Annotated in this window: 17 protein-coding genes; 3 read left to right on the top strand and 14 right to left on the bottom strand. The window is 71.4% G+C overall.

The window, feature by feature from the left end; translation table 11 throughout:
- From cobS to cobT, 6 genes are read right to left on the bottom strand one after another with little or no spacing between them, the layout of a single operon-like run.
- Positions 1-759 carry an adenosylcobinamide-GDP ribazoletransferase gene (gene cobS, locus QWY76_RS05695; protein WP_290310145.1) on the bottom strand — a complete coding sequence of 253 codons (759 nt, stop codon included), beginning with the start codon at positions 757-759 and terminating at the stop codon, positions 1-3.
- Entirely contained in the window at positions 756-1,292 is a 537-nt protein-coding gene (locus QWY76_RS05690; protein WP_290310144.1) for a bifunctional adenosylcobinamide kinase/adenosylcobinamide-phosphate guanylyltransferase, read from the bottom strand. Before QWY76_RS05690 ends, cobS begins: the two co-directional genes overlap by 4 nt.
- A complete protein-coding gene (gene cobD / locus QWY76_RS05685) occupies positions 1,289-2,371 on the bottom strand; it encodes a threonine-phosphate decarboxylase CobD (RefSeq protein ID WP_290310143.1) in 1,083 nt (360 codons plus the stop codon). The genes QWY76_RS05690 and cobD overlap by 4 nt, the downstream gene beginning before the upstream one ends.
- Entirely contained in the window at positions 2,368-3,348 is a 981-nt protein-coding gene (gene cbiB / locus QWY76_RS05680; RefSeq protein WP_290310142.1) for an adenosylcobinamide-phosphate synthase CbiB, read from the bottom strand. Before cbiB ends, cobD begins: the two co-directional genes overlap by 4 nt.
- On the bottom strand, positions 3,345-4,046 hold the full coding sequence (locus QWY76_RS05675; RefSeq protein ID WP_290310141.1) for an adenosylcobinamide amidohydrolase: 702 nt from the start codon (positions 4,044-4,046) through the stop codon (positions 3,345-3,347). Before QWY76_RS05675 ends, cbiB begins: the two co-directional genes overlap by 4 nt.
- A 5-nt stretch (positions 4,047-4,051) precedes the next feature.
- Positions 4,052-5,101, bottom strand: a complete 1,050-nt coding sequence (gene cobT, locus QWY76_RS05670) for a nicotinate-nucleotide--dimethylbenzimidazole phosphoribosyltransferase (protein WP_290310140.1) — start codon at positions 5,099-5,101, stop codon at positions 4,052-4,054.
- Between the two features lie 173 nt (positions 5,102-5,274).
- On the opposite strand from cobT, the gene QWY76_RS05665 reads away from it, so the two are divergent.
- The 3 genes from QWY76_RS05665 (at position 5,275) to QWY76_RS05655 (ending at position 8,133) form a co-directional block, all read left to right on the top strand.
- Entirely contained in the window at positions 5,275-6,600 is a 1,326-nt protein-coding gene (locus QWY76_RS05665; protein WP_290310139.1) for a sulfite oxidase, read from the top strand.
- Positions 6,601-6,608: 8 nt separating this feature from the next.
- Positions 6,609-6,986, top strand: a complete 378-nt coding sequence (locus QWY76_RS05660) for a hypothetical protein (RefSeq protein WP_290310138.1) — start codon at positions 6,609-6,611, stop codon at positions 6,984-6,986.
- 76 nt (positions 6,987-7,062) lie between these two features.
- On the top strand, positions 7,063-8,133 hold the full coding sequence (locus QWY76_RS05655) for a PA0069 family radical SAM protein (RefSeq protein WP_290310137.1): 1,071 nt from the start codon (positions 7,063-7,065) through the stop codon (positions 8,131-8,133).
- Between the two features lies 1 nt (position 8,134).
- Here QWY76_RS05655 and QWY76_RS05650 read toward each other — a convergent pair whose 3' ends face one another.
- The 8 genes from QWY76_RS05650 to QWY76_RS05615 form a co-directional block, all read right to left on the bottom strand.
- Positions 8,135-9,130 carry a zinc-dependent alcohol dehydrogenase family protein gene (locus QWY76_RS05650; protein ID WP_290310136.1) on the bottom strand — a complete coding sequence of 332 codons (996 nt, stop codon included), beginning with the start codon at positions 9,128-9,130 and terminating at the stop codon, positions 8,135-8,137.
- Between the two features lie 71 nt (positions 9,131-9,201).
- Complete coding sequence (locus QWY76_RS05645; RefSeq protein ID WP_290310135.1) at positions 9,202-10,041, bottom strand: DUF2797 domain-containing protein; 840 nt, start codon at positions 10,039-10,041, stop codon at positions 9,202-9,204.
- On the bottom strand, positions 10,025-10,309 hold the full coding sequence (locus tag QWY76_RS05640; RefSeq protein WP_290310134.1) for a YeaC family protein: 285 nt from the start codon (positions 10,307-10,309) through the stop codon (positions 10,025-10,027). Before QWY76_RS05640 ends, QWY76_RS05645 begins: the two co-directional genes overlap by 17 nt.
- A gap of 22 nt (positions 10,310-10,331) precedes the next feature.
- Positions 10,332-11,183 (bottom strand): rhomboid family intramembrane serine protease, encoded by an 852-nt coding sequence (locus tag QWY76_RS05635; RefSeq protein ID WP_290310133.1) that lies wholly within the window; start codon positions 11,181-11,183, stop codon positions 10,332-10,334.
- A 165-nt stretch (positions 11,184-11,348) separates the two neighbouring features.
- A complete protein-coding gene (locus QWY76_RS05630; RefSeq protein ID WP_290310132.1) occupies positions 11,349-12,350 on the bottom strand; it encodes a metallophosphoesterase in 1,002 nt (333 codons plus the stop codon).
- Position 12,351: 1 nt separating this feature from the next.
- A complete protein-coding gene (locus QWY76_RS05625; protein ID WP_290310131.1) occupies positions 12,352-13,233 on the bottom strand; it encodes an NAD(+) kinase in 882 nt (293 codons plus the stop codon).
- A 64-nt stretch (positions 13,234-13,297) separates the two neighbouring features.
- The gene (locus QWY76_RS05620) at positions 13,298-14,167 is read right to left on the bottom strand and encodes an EamA family transporter (protein WP_290310130.1); all 870 of its coding nucleotides are present in this window, start codon (positions 14,165-14,167) and stop codon (positions 13,298-13,300) included.
- 92 nt (positions 14,168-14,259) lie between these two features.
- Positions 14,260-15,948, bottom strand: coding sequence for a glycerol-3-phosphate dehydrogenase/oxidase (locus tag QWY76_RS05615; protein WP_290310129.1), 1,689 nt, complete (start codon positions 15,946-15,948; stop codon positions 14,260-14,262).
- Between the last annotated feature and the right edge of the window lie 50 nt (positions 15,949-15,998).

Raw genomic sequence — 15,998 nt, 5'->3', positions numbered from 1 at the left:
TCAGGCCAGGGCGAATGCGCACCCGCCCCAGGCGATCAGCAGCAAGCATAGTTCTCCTCCCTCGATGGCGGCCCCGACGATATCGCCGTTGATGCCGCCGAAGGCCCGGCGTACCGCCAGGCCGTAGATGATGATGAAGGCCCCCAGCCCGGCCACCAGCCAGGCCGCGCCGGGCACCCAGGCGAGCCCGGTCAGCGGCACCAGCGCCGCCAGGGCGAGATCCCGGGCGCCGAGGCTCTGCTGCCAGGCGTTGGCCAGGCCCTCCCCCCGGGCCGCCGGCACCCCCACCAGCAGGCCGAGGCCACCGAGCCGCGCCAGGCTGGCGACCGGCACCAGCCACCAGGGGCTCGCGCCGGCCTCGAGCAGGGCCCACAGCAGGGCGGCCTTCCAGGCCAGGTGGAAGACCAGCGCCAGCACGGCGAAGCTGCCCACCTGGGCATCCTTCATGATCGCCCAGCGGCGCTCCAGCGGGGCATTGCTGCCCAGCGCATCGGCCAGGTCCATCAGGCCATCCAGGTGCAGGCCGCCGGAGAGCGCCACCCACAGGCTGAGCAGCAGCAGGGCCAGCAGCGGCGTGGGCAGCAGCGGATGCAGCAGCGTGCCGACGCCGGCCACCAGGGCCCCGAGCAGCGCGCCCACCAGCGGGTAGGCCCGCGCCGCCCAGCGCCGGGTCGCCGGGGTCCAGGGACAGGCCACCGGCACCGGCAACCGGGTCAGGAACTGGATCGCCAGCAGCGCGCCGAAGGCGACGTCCTTCATGGGCTCTCTCCCTTCCAGTCGATGGGCTGGCCGGCCACCACCTCGATCACCCGATCCGCCTGTCGGGCCAGCTGGCGATGCAGGCCCTGCAGGAAGGCCAGGTAGCGCCAGACCAGGGGATCCCGGGGGGGCAGGTCCTCGTTGAGGTCGTTGGAGACCACCACCAGGCTGATGTCGCGGCGCCGGGCCGTCTCGACCAGCCGCTGCAGCCTCGCCGCCCCCTGTGCCTCCGCCAGGCCGGCCTCGAAGAGCACCTGGCTGGCCCACAGGGTCAGGCAGTCGAGCAGCACGCAGCTGCCCGCCTCGACGCCGACCAGGGCGCCGGCCAGGTCCAGGGGCGCCTCGAGGGTCATCCAGCCCTCGCCACGCTCGCGTCGGTGGCGGGCGACCCTTGCTGCCATCTCGTCGTCGGCGACCCGGGCCGTGGCCAGGTAGACGAGGCCGCCGGGACCCGGCGCTCGCCACGCCCGGGCCAGGGCCTCGGCCACCGCGCTCTTGCCCGAGCGCGCCCCGCCGGAGACGAAGGCGATCATCGGCGCCGCCACTCGGCCAGGGCCGCCAGCAGGCGCGCGTTGTCCGGGCCGTCGCGCAGGGCCAGGCGCAGCCAGCGGCCGTCGAGGCCGGGGAACCCGTGGGTATGCCGGGCCAGCAGGCCGCGGCGCAGCAGGAAGGCGAACAGCGCCTCCGCCTCCTGCGCCTGCCATCCGCCGCCCAGCAGGAAGTAGTTGGCCTGGGTGGCCGGCACGCCGTAGCCCAGCTCGCGAACCGCCTCGGGCATGGCCGGGCGCTGGCCGACCAGCCAGTCCCGGGTGCGCGCCAGGTAGTCGGCGTCGGCCAGCAGCCGGGCCACCAGCCCCAGCGCCAGGGCATTGACGCTCCAGGGCATCTGCCGGGCCCGGGCACCTCGCACCAGCGCGGGGGCCCCGAGCAGGTAGCCGATCCGCAGGCCCGGCAGGTCGAAGAGCTTGGTCAACGAGCGCAGCAGCAGCAGGTTCGGCGCCCCCGCCAGCAGCGGGGTGAGGCGCTCGTCGCCGTCGGTGAAGTCGACGAAGGCCTCGTCCACCACCAGGGTGGTGCCGGTCTCGCCCGCCCGGGCCAGCAGCCGCTCGACGTCGGCGCGTGGCACCAGGGTGCCGGTGGGGTTGTTGGGCCGGCACAGGAAGGCGACGTCGACGCCGGCCAGGGCCGCCTCGGCGGCGTCGAGATCGAGGCGGAAGGCCGGGCCCTCCAGGGCCAGCCGGGAGACCGTCAGGCCGTGCTGGCGACAGGCCAGGGCGTACTCGCTGAAGGTGGGTTCGATCACCAGGGCGCGGCCGCCGGCATGCAGTGCCGCGGTGAGGTAGATCGCCTCGATGCCGCCATTGGTCACCAGCACTCGCTCCGGTGCCACGCCGTCGTGGGTGGCGATCGCCCGGCGGGCCCGATCGTCGTCCGGGTCCGGATAGCGGGCCAGCGCGTCGCCGGCGCCGGCCAGCCACTCCGCCAGCCAGGCTGGCGGGCCCAGCGGGTTGAGGTTGGCGCTGAAGTCGATCACCGGGTGATCGGCGGGCAGGCCGTAGCGCGCCAGCAGGGGCGCGATACGGCCGCCATGGGCGGGCCAGTCGGGGCTCATGTCAGCCACTCCCGAAGCAATACCAGAGGCGCCAGCAACAGCAGCACGCCCAGCCAGCCGCCGTGCATGTGACGGATGGCGCGCTCGATATGGCCGACGGCCAGCGGCTCCAGCGCGCGGCCGAGCGTGGCGCGGTGCGAGGGGCGCCCGTCGTAGTGATTGAGGCCGCCGAGCCGCACACCCAGCAGGTGCGCCACCATCGCCTCCGGCCAGCCGGCGTTGGGGCTCGGGTGGCGCGGCGCCTCGCGCCGGGTCGCGGCCAGGGCCCCGGCGGTCCGGCCGCCGACGAAGCCGCGCGCCGCGAGCCACATGGCGAGGGCGGTGAGACGCGCCGGCAGCCAGTTGACGGCATCGTCGAGGCGCGCCGAGGCGCGGCCGAAGTCCTCGTAGCGCGGGCTGCGATAGCCGACCATGGAATCCAGGGTGTTGACCGCCTTGTAGGCCAGCGCCAGGGGCGCGCCGCCGAGCAGCGCCCAGAACAGCGGCGCGGTGATGCCGTCCACGGTGTTCTCGGCGACGGTCTCCACCGCCCCCCGGGCCAGCCCGGCCTCGTCGAGGTCGGCGGTGTCGCGGCCGACGATTCGCCCCAGGGCGCGACGGGCGGCCGTCAGGTCGCCATGCCGCAGCGGTTCGGCCACCGCGCGGGCCGCCTCGGCGAGTCCCCGGGTGGCGAAGGCCGTGGCCAGCAGCCCGAGCTCGGCGATCAGCGCCAGCCCGGGCGACACCAGGGCCAGCGCCGTCAGCAGGCCCCAGGCCAGCGCCCAGGTGCCGCCGACCACCAGGACCGCCAGCCAGCGGCCGCGGCGCCGGCGGGCGGCGGCGGGCCCGTGGTTCCAGGCCCGCTCCAGCCGGGCGATCACCCGACCGATGCCCACCACCGGGTGCGGCAGCCAGGGCGGGTCACCCAACAGCAGGTCGATGGCGAGCGCCACGCCGATCAGCGCCAACAGCTCCCAGGTCAGTGGGGCCAGCGTCATGACACGACCTCCCCCGTGGCCAGGGAGGCCCGGATGGCCCGGAACACGGCCCCCCCGATGGCCCGCCCCAGCAGGGTGCCCGAGCCCGCATAGGGAGTCGGCGCGCCGCGCTGGGTGGCGGCGATGGCCAGGCAGTCGGTGGAGGTGCCGGTGGCCGGGGTGCCGTGCTCGGGATCGCGCACCCCGCAGGCCGCCAGGGCACGCACCTTGGCCTCGCTGGCGGAAAGCGCGGCGTTGACCAGGGCGCCGTCGGTAAGGTGGCCGTCGATGAACACCAGGGCGTTGATGGTGCCCGCCACCAGGCGCGGATCGCCGGTCGCGGGCGCGGTGATGTCCACCGCGTTGCCCACCCCGGCGGTGACCGCCGCCAGCACCCGGGCCTCGCCGGCGCTGGCCGCCTCCAGTGCCAGTCGCGCCAACGGCACCGCGGTCATCATCGCCAGGGTCTCGCCCTCGGCGACCCCGCGCGCGGCGAGCCAGCGGTGCAGGTCCTCCGCTGGTGCCCGGCCGGCATAGTCCTTGTCGACATGGAAGTTGCAGAACTCCCGAGACCAGCCCAGCCCCTCGCCGATCAGGGCGTTGCTGAGGGTGCGCAGCGGCCCGGGATGCTGGAAGCGCAGGCAGGCCGCGTCGGCGGCCAGGCTCAGGCCCTCGCCGAAATCCAGGGCCTGGAGGGGGGGGCGTAGCGGGGCATCCATCGGGTTCAGGGCGCCGCGCGGTCGTCGATGCCGGCGTCGGCGAAGGTCGCCATCTCCGCCAGCATGGCCGTGGCCGCCTCGAGCAGCGGGAAGGCCAGGGCGGCGCCGCTGCCCTCGCCCAGGCGCAAGTCCATCGCCAGCAGCGGCTCGGCATCGAGCGCCGCCAGGGCCCGGCCGTGGCCGGGCTCAGCGGAGCGGTGGCCGAAGATCAGGTAGGGGCGCAACGCCGGGGCGAGCCGGCAGGCGGTGAGCGCGGCCACGGTGGCGATAAAGCCGTCCACCAGAAGCGGGATGCGTTTCGATGCCGCGCCCAGGTAGGCCCCCACCATGGCGGCGATCTCCAGGCCGCCCAGCCGGGCGAGCACGTCCAGGGGATCGGCGGGGTCCGGCGCCCGGGCGACGAGGGCCGCCTCGATGACCGCCCGCTTGTGGGCCAGGGCGTCCCCGGCCACCCCGGTACCCGGGCCCACCAGCTCGGCCACCGGCGCCCCGGTCAGGGCCGCCAGCATGGCGCTGCTGGCGGTGGTGTTGGCGATGCCCATCTCGCCGACGATCAGGCAGCGACAGCCGGCCGCGACGGCGCGCTCGGCGGCGCGTCGGCCGACCTCGATGGCCGCCCCGGCCTCGTCGCGGGACATTGCATCCTGCCGGGCCAGGTTGGCGGTACCGGGGCGCACCCTGTCGTGCACGACCCCGCTCGCCGGCAACTCGCCGGCCACCCCCACGTCGATTACCTCCAGCCGGGCGTCGAGGCGCCGCGAGAAGACATTGATGGCCGCCCCACCGGCGACGAAGTTGGCCACCATCTGGGCCGTCACCGCCTGGGGGAAGGCCGAGACGCCCTCCTCGGCCACCCCGTGGTCGGCGGCGAAGACCACCACCCCGAGCGGGGTGACGCGCGGGAAGTCCTCGCCGGTGAGGCCGGCCAGGGTCACCGCCAGCGCCTCCAGGCGACCCAGGCTGCCGGGGGGCTTGGTGAGGGTATCGAGATGGCGACGGACCCGCTCGGCGCAGGCCGCATTCGGTGCGGCGATCGGGGGCAGAAGATCGGTCACGAGGCGTCTCCGGGCATCCTTGTCGAGCCGGACATCCTACCAGAGGGGAGCCGGCCGGGCCCGCCCGCGGATCGCCGATCAGCTGCTAAGCTTATTCTGGTCGATACCATCACCACGATGCCCCGGCGGGAGACACGCCAGCCGCCCAGCCGGGCGCGCCAGGAGTCTGCACCATGACCAAGACACCGCCACGCACCCGCGGCCTCCATGAGCTCTACGCCGAGGACCCCGAGGCCGCCGACAAGCTGCTGTGGGATCGCGAGGTGGACCCGGTGACCCGCCGCGGCTTCCTCAAGCGCTCCAGCCTGCTGGCGATGGCCGCAGCGGTGGGCGCCCAGATTCCCTTCGCCGATCGCATGCCCGGTGGACTGATCCCCGCCGCCCTGGCCCAGAGCGAGGAACCCTTCCGGCTGACCGGCAAGGAAGGCCTCACCGTCCTCAACGACCGTCCCATCAACGCCGAGACGCCGCCCCACCTGCTCGACGACGACGTGACGCCCGGCCGGGTCATGTTCGTGCGCAACAATGGCCTCCCGCCGGCGGTGGAAGCCATCGACGTCGATGCCTGGCAACTCGAGATCGCCGGGGAGTCGTGCCTGAACCCGCAGACCTTCTCCATCGCCGAGCTCAAGCAGACATTCGAGCACCATACCTACCAGCTGCAGCTGGAATGCGGCGGCAACGGGCGCAGCGAGTACGTGCCCTCGGCGAGCGGCAACCAGTGGACCACCGGGGCCGTGGCCTGCCCCAGCTTCACCGGGGCGCGGCTGCGCGACGTGCTGGAGGCCTGCGGCATCGGCGATGACGCCGTCTATATCGGCTACTACGGCGCCGACGACCATGTCAGCGGCGACCCCGAGCGGGAGCCCATCTCCCGAGGGGTCCCCATGGCGAAGGCGCTGGAGGACGAGTCGCTGATCGCCTGGGCGATGAACGGCGAGGATATCCCCTACCTCAACGGCCACCCCTTGCGCCTGGTGTGCGCCGGCTGGCCGGGATCGGTGTCGGGCAAGTGGCTGAACCGCATCGTGATCCGCAACCGGAAACACGACGGCACCAAGATGGAGGCCCCCTCCTACAGCGTGCCCAAACACCCGGTCGCCCCCGGCACCGAGGTGCCGCTGGAGGACTTCGAGACCATCCAGTCCATGCCCGTGAAGTCGCTGGTGACCTTCCCGAAAACGGGCGTCACGCACGCCCTCGGTGAGGCGCTGACAGTGCGGGGACACGCCTGGGCCGGAGATCTCGCGGTGGACACCGTGCACGTCTCCATCGATTTCGGCGCCACCTGGCAGCAGGCCGAGCTCCAGGCGGCCCCCAACCGGCTCGCGTGGCAACGCTGGAGCAGTGCGGTGGCGTTCCCCGAACCCGGCTACTACGAGGTCTGGGCCAGGGCCACCGACAGTCAGGGCCGCGCCCAGCCGATGGTGGTCCCGGGCTGGAATCCCAAGGGCTATCTCAACAACGCCTGCCACCGCATCGCCGTCCAGGTGGCCTAGGGGGTCCCATGAAGATCACGATCACCCTGCGGCCGGCGTTGCTGGCCCTGGCCCTGCTCGTCCCCCTGGGCGCGGCCGCCCAGGAGACCGACTCCGAGACCGGCCTGGTCAAGGCCGAGGGCTGGCAGGTGGTCAAGGCCAACTGCACGGTCTGCCACTCCGCCAAGCTGGTCACCCAGAACAGTGGCTCGCGCAACCACTGGCAGACCCTGATCCGCTGGATGCAGGAGACCCAGGGGCTCTGGCAGTTCCGCCCCGAGATGGAGGCCACCATCCTCGACTACCTGGCCGAGCACTACGGGCCCAAGGCCGGCGCCCGCCGTGCTCCCCTGCCCCCCGACCAGCTGCCGCCCAACCCCTACAAGCAGCCGACCTCCAGCGGCTGAGCCGTGCCGCCACCCCGCTTGGCGCCAGCCGCCGCCGCCCCTATACTGTATTTAAATACAGCATAGGGGCTTCCCCATGGCATCCCCCCCATCCACGTCCATGCCCCGCAGGGGGCGCGGCGCCAGCTACGACCCGCCCAACCGCTTCGCCCCGACCCGCCATGAGGCGGTCGACGACGGCTGGTGGCAACAGGCCACCCCGGAGCGGCTGGCCACCGAAGTGGCGGAGGAGCGCGCGCGCAGCGCCCTGGCGTGGAACACCTCGCCGGACCTGCCCTTCGACCGTTCCCTGAATCCCTACCGGGGCTGCGAACATGGCTGCATCTACTGCTATGCCCGGCCGAGCCACGCCTACTGGGATCTCTCCCCCGGGCTGGACTTCGAGACGCGGCTGATCGCCCGCACCGGCCTGGTCGAACGGCTCGAGGAGGAACTCGCCCGGCCGGGCTACGTCTGCCGGGCGATCAACCTCGCCGGCAACACCGATGCCTACCAGCCGCTGGAGGCCGAGCGTGGCACGACCCGCCGGCTGCTGGCCTTCCTGCTGGAGTGTCGCCACCCGGTCACCCTGGTCACCAAGAGCGCGCTGATCCTGCGTGACCTCGACCTGCTGTCGGCGCTGGCCGAGCGCCGGCTGGTGCGGGTGATGGTCAGCCTGACCAGCCTCGATCGCGACCTCAAGCGTGCCCTGGAGCCGCGGGCGGCGGCGCCGGAGGCGCGCCTCAAGGTGATCTCTCGGCTGGCCGGGGCCGGCGTGCCGGTGGGGACCCTGGTCGCCCCGGTGATCCCCGGGCTCACCGACCATGAGCTGGAGCGGCTGATGACCGCGGCCCGGGAGGCCGGCGCGACCAGCGTCGGCTGGATGCTGCTGCGCCTGCCCCGGGAGGTCGCCCCGCTGTTCGAGGCCTGGCTGGCCGAGCATGCCCCCGGGCGGGCGACCAAGGTGATGAGCCTGATCCGCCAGTGCCGAGGCGGGCAGGCCTACGACGGACGCTTCGGGCAGCGCATGCGCGGCCAGGGCGTGTTCGCCGAGTTGCTCGAGCAGCGCTTTCGCAAGACCTATCGGCGACTCGGCTTCCCCGGCGATGTGCCACTGGATACCACGGCCTTCCGCCCGCCGCGCCGCCAGGCGGATCTCTTCGACTAGGTCAGGGGATCAGCACGGCGGCACCGGACAGCCTGCCGGCGCGCAGATCGTCCAGGGCCCGGTTGGCGTCCTCCAGCGGGTAGGCACGGGTCTCGGTACGAATCGGCACCGTCGGGGCCAGCGCGAGGAACTCCTCGCCGTCGCGGCGGGTGAGGTTGGCCACCGAGGTCAGGTGGCGCTCCTCCCACAGCAGGCGGTAGGGAAAGGCCGGGATGTCGGACATGTGGATGCCTCCCGAGACCACCGTGCCGCCGGGACGCACCTGGGCCAGGGCGATGGGCACGAGATCGCCGACCGGCGCGAACAGCAGGGCGGCATCCAGCGGCGCCGGGGGCGTCTCGTCGCTGCCCCCGGCCCAGGCCGCGCCGAGACGCCGGGCGAAGGCCTGAGCCTCGCTGTCACCGGGCCGGGTGAAGGCATAGACGGTCTGGCCGCGGGCCAGGGCCAGCTGGACGAGGATATGGGCCGCGGCACCGAAGCCGTAGATGCCCAGACGTCGTGGGGTGTCGCCGCCGGCGAGTCGCCAGGTGCGGTAGCCGATCAGCCCGGCACACAGCAGCGGCGCGGCGGCCTGGGCATCCTCGGCCGCCAGGGGAAAGCAGTAGCGGGCATCGGCCACGCAGTACTCCGCATAGCCACCGTCCCGGGTGTAGCCGGTGAACGCGGCACGCTCGCAGAGGTTCTCGCGGCCGGCCCGGCACGGTGGGCATTCACCACAGGTCCAGCCCAGCCAGGGCACGCCGACCCGCTGGCCGACCGTGAGGTCGGCCACGCCCTGCCCCCGGGCATCGACCTCGCCGACGATCTCGTGGCCGGGAACCAACGGCAGGCGGGGCCGGTCGAGCTCGCCGTCCACCAGGTGCAGGTCGGTACGACAGACACCGCAGGCCAGCACCCGGACCCGCACCTCGCCGGGGCCGGGCTCGGGCATCGGCAGGCGCTCGAGGCACAGCGGCTGGTTCGCGGCATGCAGGCGCATGGCGCGCATCTCGCTCATGGGAGGCTCCTCGTACGGATCACCTCCCGAGCATAGCGCAGCCACAAATATCCCTCGGGCCAGGCAGTGCCTCAGGCCTCGACGGTCACTTCGTAGCCCGTAAACTTGCGCAGGTTGATCACGCCGCTGTCGAGGATCAGGTACTGGCCCTTGATGCCCAGCAGGGTGCCGGCCACCTCGGGCGACTTGTCGAAGTTGTGGGAGACCACCTTGCGGGGGTACTCGAGCACCGGGTACTCGAAGGTGCGTGGAGGGGCGTCGAGCGTACGGATGGCATCATCGCCGAAGCGCTCGCGCAGCTTGGCGAGGCCACCGGCCAGGACGTCGAGCAGGCGGTCGCGTTCGGCGGCCAGGTCCAGCGCCTCGGTCTCGCCCTTGAGCATGGTGCGCCAGTTGGTGCGGTCCGAGACCCGCTCCTTGAACAGTACCTCGACGAGGCCGGACTGCTGGCGGGAATCGACCTCGAGGATGGGCAGCGCCTGCACGGCGCCCTGGTCGAGCCAGCGGGTCGGCACCTGGGTGCCGCGGGTGATGCCGACCTTGAGCCCCGAGGCATTGGCCAGGTAGACCACATGGGGCTGGAAGCAGTGCCGCTCCCCCCAGTCGGGCTCGCGACAGGTGCCCTGGAAGAAGTGGCAGAGTTCCGGCTTCATGATGCAGGTATCGCACTGGGCCAGCTTCTTGAAGCAGGGATAGCAGTGTCCCTGGCCGAAGCTCTTGCGGGTCGCCCGGCCGCAGTGGGTACAGGCGATGGCGCCGGTCCAGGTCAGGCGCAGGGGCTGGCCCAGGCGGGCGTTGAGGTCCAGGCGGGCCTCGCCGGCCCGCAGGGTATAGCGGGCCGGCGAGCCCGGCGCCACGGCCATCTTGGTCAGGCAGCCCTGCAGGGCGGTCGTCTCAGTCACGGCTGGCATCCCGGGCCAGGCCGGCCTGGGCCGGCGGGACATTGGCGCCGCTGCTGTCCGCGCCACAGGTGCGACGCTCGAGATAGCCGACCCGGGCCGGTTCGGGGACGCCGTTCTCGACCTCGTAGCGCATCACCGCCTCGAGGCACAGCTCGGTCTGCTCGGCCGTCAGGAAGCGGCCATCCGGCCACTTGCGCAGCGACACCGCCTGCTTGAGGCTCTCGTAGATGGCGGGGGTCATCTGCTGGATCATGCGCTCGAAGGTCATATCGCTCATGGCGGACTCCGGGGATACGGGCTCAACGGGGGGAACGGACACGGCGGGAATGATACCAGCCCAGGGCGAGCCCCACGACCAGCCCCCCCACATGGGCCTCGTTGGCCACGTTGCCGAAGCCGACCACGGCGGCCACGTCGGTCATGGTGAAGACCATCCAGCCGAGCATGAACACCACCAGCATCTGGGGCACGAAGAAGCCGTCGGCGGGACGCCGGCGCGACATCAGCCAGACATAGCCGAGCAGCGCGAAGTCGACGCCGGACATGCCGCCGAACAGCACGGTGCCGGTGGCGTACTGGGCCAGGTTGCCGCCGATGCCGGCCGCCAGCAGCAGGGTGAGCATGCGCCCGCGGCCATGCAGCGACTCCACCTGGCGGCCGAAGAACCACAACCACAGCATGTTGAAGATCAGGTGCATCCAGCCGAAGTGCAGGACGGCCGGCGACAGCAGCCGCCAGACCTGTCCCGAGGCCAGGGTCTCCGCCAGGCTGCCGAAGACCAGCTGGCCCTTGACCACTCCCACGGGCACGATGGTCAGGGCGGCGATCACCAGGTCGCCGAACACCCCCATCACGGCGAAGACCGCGAGGCACAGCGCCAGGGCCGTGGCGGTCACCGGCGCCTGGCGAAAGGGAATCCGCCACGCCGGCAGGGATCGGCGGGGCCGACGGCGCTCCTCGGGCATCAGGGACTCGCCCCGCTGCCAGCGCTCCACCAGGCGCTGCATGGCCGCCTGCTGGGCGGGGTCGACCAGCCACAGCACCTGGCCCTCGACCTCCTCGGTGAACAGGTGGCCGATGCGGTGGGCCCACAGGGCCTGGCGCAGGTCGTGGATGTCGACGTCATGAGGCAGCAGGATCACCCGGTACATGGTCTCTCCAGCGGTGAACGAAGCGGCTGCGCCGGGCACAAAGAAAAAGTCCGGCGGAGGGGGCCGCCGGACAAGAGCAAGGGATCATTCAAGGGAACACCTACTCAGATGCGGGCGACAGGGCGAAGTTCTCTCCGAGGCGCGACTATTTCGTAAAGAAATGTATCAATCGAAATCGATCTCCCAGGGCTGGGGGCGGGCCTGCTCCTCCCGCGGCACGCGGATCCACACGAAGTGGTTGGCGTCGAGGCGCGACTCGCCGCTCCAGCGATAGGCCACCAGGCGCCCGAACTTCACCGCACTGTAGTCCAGGCAGGCGATATTGGGCGCCGGCAGGGCCGGGATGCCCTCGCACCAGTAGTGGCCGATGAACAGCGGCGGCTCGTCCGGCCCATAGTAACTCAGCCGGGCGCGCTCGGCCTCGGTCAGCTCGCGGCCTTCCAGCGCCTCGGGCAGGTTGTCCGGCTGGAACACCACGTCGCCCCAGGTCCGCGGTGAGCGGGCCCAGAAATGGGCCCGGAAGCTGCGCCGCGTGAAGCCGTCGCCGGACTGGATCTGGATGCCCTCGGGCAGCGGGATGTGGCTGCCCCGCGTCAGGCGGTCGAGGATGCGGAACGCCCGGGTGCCCGGCTGCACGGCGGCGCTCAGGAAGTCGACATCGATCCGGGCGTCGGGACGCTCGCGGCGCAGTGCCTCGATCAGCGCCTGATCCCAGCAGGCATGCACCACCCGCAGGCCATCGAGCTCCACGCACAGCGGGATGTCCATGAACCAGGCCAGGGCGTCCTCCCACTCCTGGGGATGGTCGCGAAACTGCTCGAGGGTCTCCTCGATGATGCGGTTGTGGCGCGGGGTATGCTCGCGCAGCCATTCCCGGCCGAGACCCGGCGGGGCCCGGTGGCTGTAGGCCAGGGCATTGACCTCGTGATTGCCCATGACGATCAGCGCCTCGCCCTCCTCCACCATGCGCCGGGCGATGGTCACCGCGAGTCGGATCCGTGGCCCGCGGTCGATCAGGTCACCGAGGAAGATCACCTTGCGCCGGGGGTGACGATAGACGCCGCCACGCTGGTGATAGCCGAGGCGCTCGAGCAGCGACGCCAGCGTCGCGCCACAGCCGTGGACGTCGCCGATCAGATCATAGCCTTCGCGGGCGGCTTTGCTCACCTCAGTCTCCCAGGCGGTTGCTCCAGCCCAGCTTGCTGCGCAGGACCTCGAAGAAGTTGTGCCCCAGTGGATGCACCAGCTGCACGCGCTGGGGCTTGCGACGGATCACCAGCACGTCGTCGGGCTTGGCCACGGCCCGGGTCTGGCCATCGCAGCTGATGTGCGGGTAGGTCTGGTTGGTCTCGCCGATATGGATGCGGATCTCGCTGCCCGCGTCGATGGCGATGGGCCGGCTCGACAGGGTATGCGGGAACATCGGCACCAGGGTGATCACCTCGAGCTTGGGGTGCATGATCGGGCCGCCGCCGGAGAGTGCATAGGCCGTGGAGCCGGTCGGGGTGGCGATGATCAGGCCGTCGCTGCGCTGGCTGTGCACGAACTGGCCGTCGATGAACAGCTCGAACTCGATCATGCGCACGGCCTTGCCCGGGTGCAGCACCACCTCGTTGAGGGCATCGCCGTTGCCCACCAGGGCATCGTCCCGATAGAGCTCGGCATCGAGCAGGAAGCGCTCCTCGAGTTCGAAGCGTCCCTCGAGTACCTCCCCGACCCGGACCTCGAGCTCGTCGGGGGAGATATCGGTGAGAAACCCCAGCCGTCCGCGATTCACCCCGAGCACCAGGGTGCCGCTGTGGCAGAGGGTACGGGCGGCGCCCAGCAGGCTGCCATCGCCGCCGACCACGATCACCAGGTCGCACAGCTCGCCGATCAGGCGACGGCTGGCCTCGGGATGGCCATGGCCCAGCAGCACGGTGGCCGTGCGATCCTCGATGATCACGTGGTAGCCGGCGTCATCGAGGAAGCGGCAGAGCCGCTTGAGGGTCTCGACCACCTTGGCACTGCCCAGCCGGCCGATCAGGCCGATGTTCTTGAAGGGTTGCATGCGCGGGTCCTTCGCTTCACGACCGCTCATTATGGCGATACGCCGTGAGCCGGGCAAACCGCCCTCAGGCGGCCAGTGGCGCCCGGCGGCGCTGCCACCACTCGTTGAGCGCCAGCGACCCGAGGATGATCGCCGCGCCCAGGGCCAGCCGCGGCAGGTCGGCGTCGCGGTTCCAGAGCAACAGGTTGACCAGCAGGCCGGCCGGGACCAGGGCATTGTTCATGATGGCCAGCGCACCGGCATCGACCCGGGTCGCGCCCAGGTTCCACAGGAAGTAGCCGAGCCCCGAGGCCACCAGGCCGAGCCAGGCCAGCACCCCCCACTGCCCGCCGCTGGTGGGCAGGGCCGCGGGATTGCCCAGCAGCAGGAAGGCCGGGGCGGCGACCGCCAGGGCCCCCAGGTAGAACCAGCCGAACACCGCGAGCCGCGGCAGTGCCTCGGGCAGGCCGGCGGAGAGGCGCCGGTAGCCGACCTGGCCCAGGGCGAAGCACAGGTTCGCCCCCTGCACCACCAGGAACCCCAGCCAGTAGCCGTCGTCGAGCCCGCGGTAGCGGATCACCGCCGCCCCGAGCACCGCCAGCGCGGCGGTGACGAGGTGGAAGGGGGTGAAGCGCCGGAACAGGGCGTCATCGAGCAGGGTGATATAGAGGGGGGTCAGGATGGTGAAGAGCAGCACCTCCGGCACCGACAGCAGCAGGAAGGACTGGTAGAAGAAGAGGTACATCAGGCCGAGCTGCACGGCGCCCAGCCCCATCAGCGCCAGCCGCTGCCGCCCCCGCAGCAGCGCCGGCCGCAGGAAGGGCAGGAAGACCAGCGCCGCCAGGGCGATACGGGTCATCACGGCGAAGTAGCTGTCCACCTGGCCGGCCAGGTAGACGCCGATCAGCGAGAAGGAGAAGGCCCAGAGTACGGTAACGCCGACAAGATAGCCCACTGGTCAACCTCGGAAGACAGAAAGTTGACGGACATTATAACCGCTGCCCTTCCGGCATCCATGGCGCGCCGCTGCCTGCTGACCCTTCCCCCCTACCACTGCAACGACTCGGAGCTCGCCGGGGACTCGGCCAACTCGGCCAGTTCGGGCGGCGCCGGAGACGCTGCCGTCGGCTCGGCGACCGCGGCGAAGTATTCGTCGAAGCGCGCCTGTGCCTGGTCGCCGAACAGGATAGCGCAGGCCTCACGCAGCCCCGGGGAGCGGCGCAACCGCTCGACGCCGACTACCTGGGAGATCTTCGAGCGGCGACGCAAGAAGTCGTCGAGCCGCGTGATCATCTCACGGCGCTGGGCCTGGCTCAGCTCGCAGCGCAGGTACTCGGTGCCCTCGATGAGCAGTTCGGCCTGGCGCGGGTCCTCGCGAATCTCCTCGAGCAGCTCCAGGGCATGGGACCCATAGCGACGCCACAGCCGCACCGACAGCGGCTCGGAGGCCTGTGGCGACGTCAGGGCATCCAGCTCCATCAGCCGGGCCTGGTGGAAGAACTCCCGGCGCACCGTCTCTGGCGGCTCGCCGTACCAGCGATGCCTCGGATGGGGCACGCTGACCCCCAGCGTCTTCACCGCGGCGACGATCTCCTCCCCCACGTTCAGGCAGTCGGTCAATTTGCCACCGAAGATGCTGATATGGGCTTCCGCGGCATTGGTCTCGATGGCGTGCTTGCGCGACATCTGCAGGAAGTCGCGCTCGCCGCTGCCGCCGTTCGCCACCGCCAGGGGCCGTACCCCGCAGCGGGTGGCGATGATGTCCTCCCGGCCCAGCGGGGTAGCCAGGCTGAGGCGCTTGTTGATGTTGTCGAGCACGAAGCGGATGTCCTCGTCGGTGACCCGCGTCTCGGGGCTCTCCACCCGGGTATCGGTGGTGCCGATGCAGGTGCGCTGCCCCATGGGGATGACGAAGAACAGCCGGCCGTCGTCGGCGAAGAAGGCCAGCACGCGCCGGCTGTCGGTAAGACGCGGCACGATCAGGTGGATGCCCTTGGAGTAGGCGTGGCGATGACGGGTCTGCTGGCCGACGAGGGCATTGTGCTGGTCGGCCCAGGGGCCGGCGGCATTGAGCAACACCCTGGCGCGCACCTCGAAGGTCTCGCCTCCCATCGCGTCACGCACTCGGGTCACCCAGCCGTCACCCTCGCGGCGCGCCCCCTGGGATTCCACGTAGTTGGCTGCCACGGCCCCGTAGTTCAGCGCGCTGCGCACGAAGTTGAAGACGAAGCGCGCATCGTTGTCGTGGAGGTAGGCATCGGAGTACTCGAAGCCTCCCACGGCCTCCTCGGTGGCGATGATCGATTCCTGGGCCTTGATGGCGCGGGGGGCCAGGAAACGCGGGATGCGCGTGAAGCCGTTGCCCATCAGCCAGTAGAGCCAGGTGCCGGCCCACAGGTAGCGGGGGTGATAGCGGAATCCCCGGGAGATGGTGGTCAGGAAGCGGATCTCCTGCACCGTGGAGGGATAGCTGCGAATCAGGTGGTTGCGGCTCTTGCAGAGCTTGCGGACCAGCGCGAAGTCGTAGCTCTCCATGTACTTGATGCCCCCCCACACCAGGTTGGAGGAATGCATGCTGGTGCTGCCGGCGAAGTCGCCGCGGTCGATCAGCGCCACCTTGACGCCCTTGCCGGCCAGGGCCGCCGCGGCGGCGGCCCCGTTGATGCCGCCGCCGACGATCAGCACGTCGAAGGTCTGGCGACGCAACCGACCGATGTTACTGTTGCGCAACTGCATATCGATGATCCCCTCGGTGAAACGGTGGCGGGCTGCCCCGGACCGGAGCG

It is taken from the genome of Halomonas maura, from assembly GCF_030409305.1.
In the GTDB taxonomy this organism is placed as follows: domain Bacteria; phylum Pseudomonadota; class Gammaproteobacteria; order Pseudomonadales; family Halomonadaceae; genus Halomonas; species Halomonas maura.
The sequence above is the reverse complement of the archived record's forward strand: the minus strand, read 5'-3'. Positions and strand labels throughout refer to the sequence as shown.

What these genes read in the sequence shown, in the direction of transcription:
- cobS (WP_290310145.1), bottom strand. Translation starts at nt 759, where the DNA reads ATGAAGGACGTCGCCTTCGGCGCGCTGCTGGCGATCCAGTTCCTGACC.
- QWY76_RS05690 (WP_290310144.1), bottom strand. Translation starts at nt 1,292, where the DNA reads ATGATCGCCTTCGTCTCCGGCGGGGCGCGCTCGGGCAAGAGCGCGGTG.
- cobD (WP_290310143.1), bottom strand. Translation starts at nt 2,371, where the DNA reads ATGAGCCCCGACTGGCCCGCCCATGGCGGCCGTATCGCGCCCCTGCTG.
- cbiB (WP_290310142.1), bottom strand. Translation starts at nt 3,348, where the DNA reads ATGACGCTGGCCCCACTGACCTGGGAGCTGTTGGCGCTGATCGGCGTG.
- QWY76_RS05675 (WP_290310141.1), bottom strand. Translation starts at nt 4,046, where the DNA reads ATGGATGCCCCGCTACGCCCCCCCCTCCAGGCCCTGGATTTCGGCGAG.
- QWY76_RS05665 (WP_290310139.1), top strand. Translation starts at nt 5,275, where the DNA reads ATGACCAAGACACCGCCACGCACCCGCGGCCTCCATGAGCTCTACGCC.
- QWY76_RS05660 (WP_290310138.1), top strand. Translation starts at nt 6,609, where the DNA reads ATGAAGATCACGATCACCCTGCGGCCGGCGTTGCTGGCCCTGGCCCTG.
- QWY76_RS05655 (WP_290310137.1), top strand. Translation starts at nt 7,063, where the DNA reads ATGGCATCCCCCCCATCCACGTCCATGCCCCGCAGGGGGCGCGGCGCC.
- QWY76_RS05650 (WP_290310136.1), bottom strand. Translation starts at nt 9,130, where the DNA reads ATGAGCGAGATGCGCGCCATGCGCCTGCATGCCGCGAACCAGCCGCTG.
- QWY76_RS05645 (WP_290310135.1), bottom strand. Translation starts at nt 10,041, where the DNA reads ATGCCAGCCGTGACTGAGACGACCGCCCTGCAGGGCTGCCTGACCAAG.
- QWY76_RS05640 (WP_290310134.1), bottom strand. Translation starts at nt 10,309, where the DNA reads ATGAGCGATATGACCTTCGAGCGCATGATCCAGCAGATGACCCCCGCC.
- QWY76_RS05635 (WP_290310133.1), bottom strand. Translation starts at nt 11,183, where the DNA reads ATGTACCGGGTGATCCTGCTGCCTCATGACGTCGACATCCACGACCTG.
- QWY76_RS05625 (WP_290310131.1), bottom strand. Translation starts at nt 13,233, where the DNA reads ATGCAACCCTTCAAGAACATCGGCCTGATCGGCCGGCTGGGCAGTGCC.
- QWY76_RS05615 (WP_290310129.1), bottom strand. Translation starts at nt 15,948, where the DNA reads ATGCAGTTGCGCAACAGTAACATCGGTCGGTTGCGTCGCCAGACCTTC.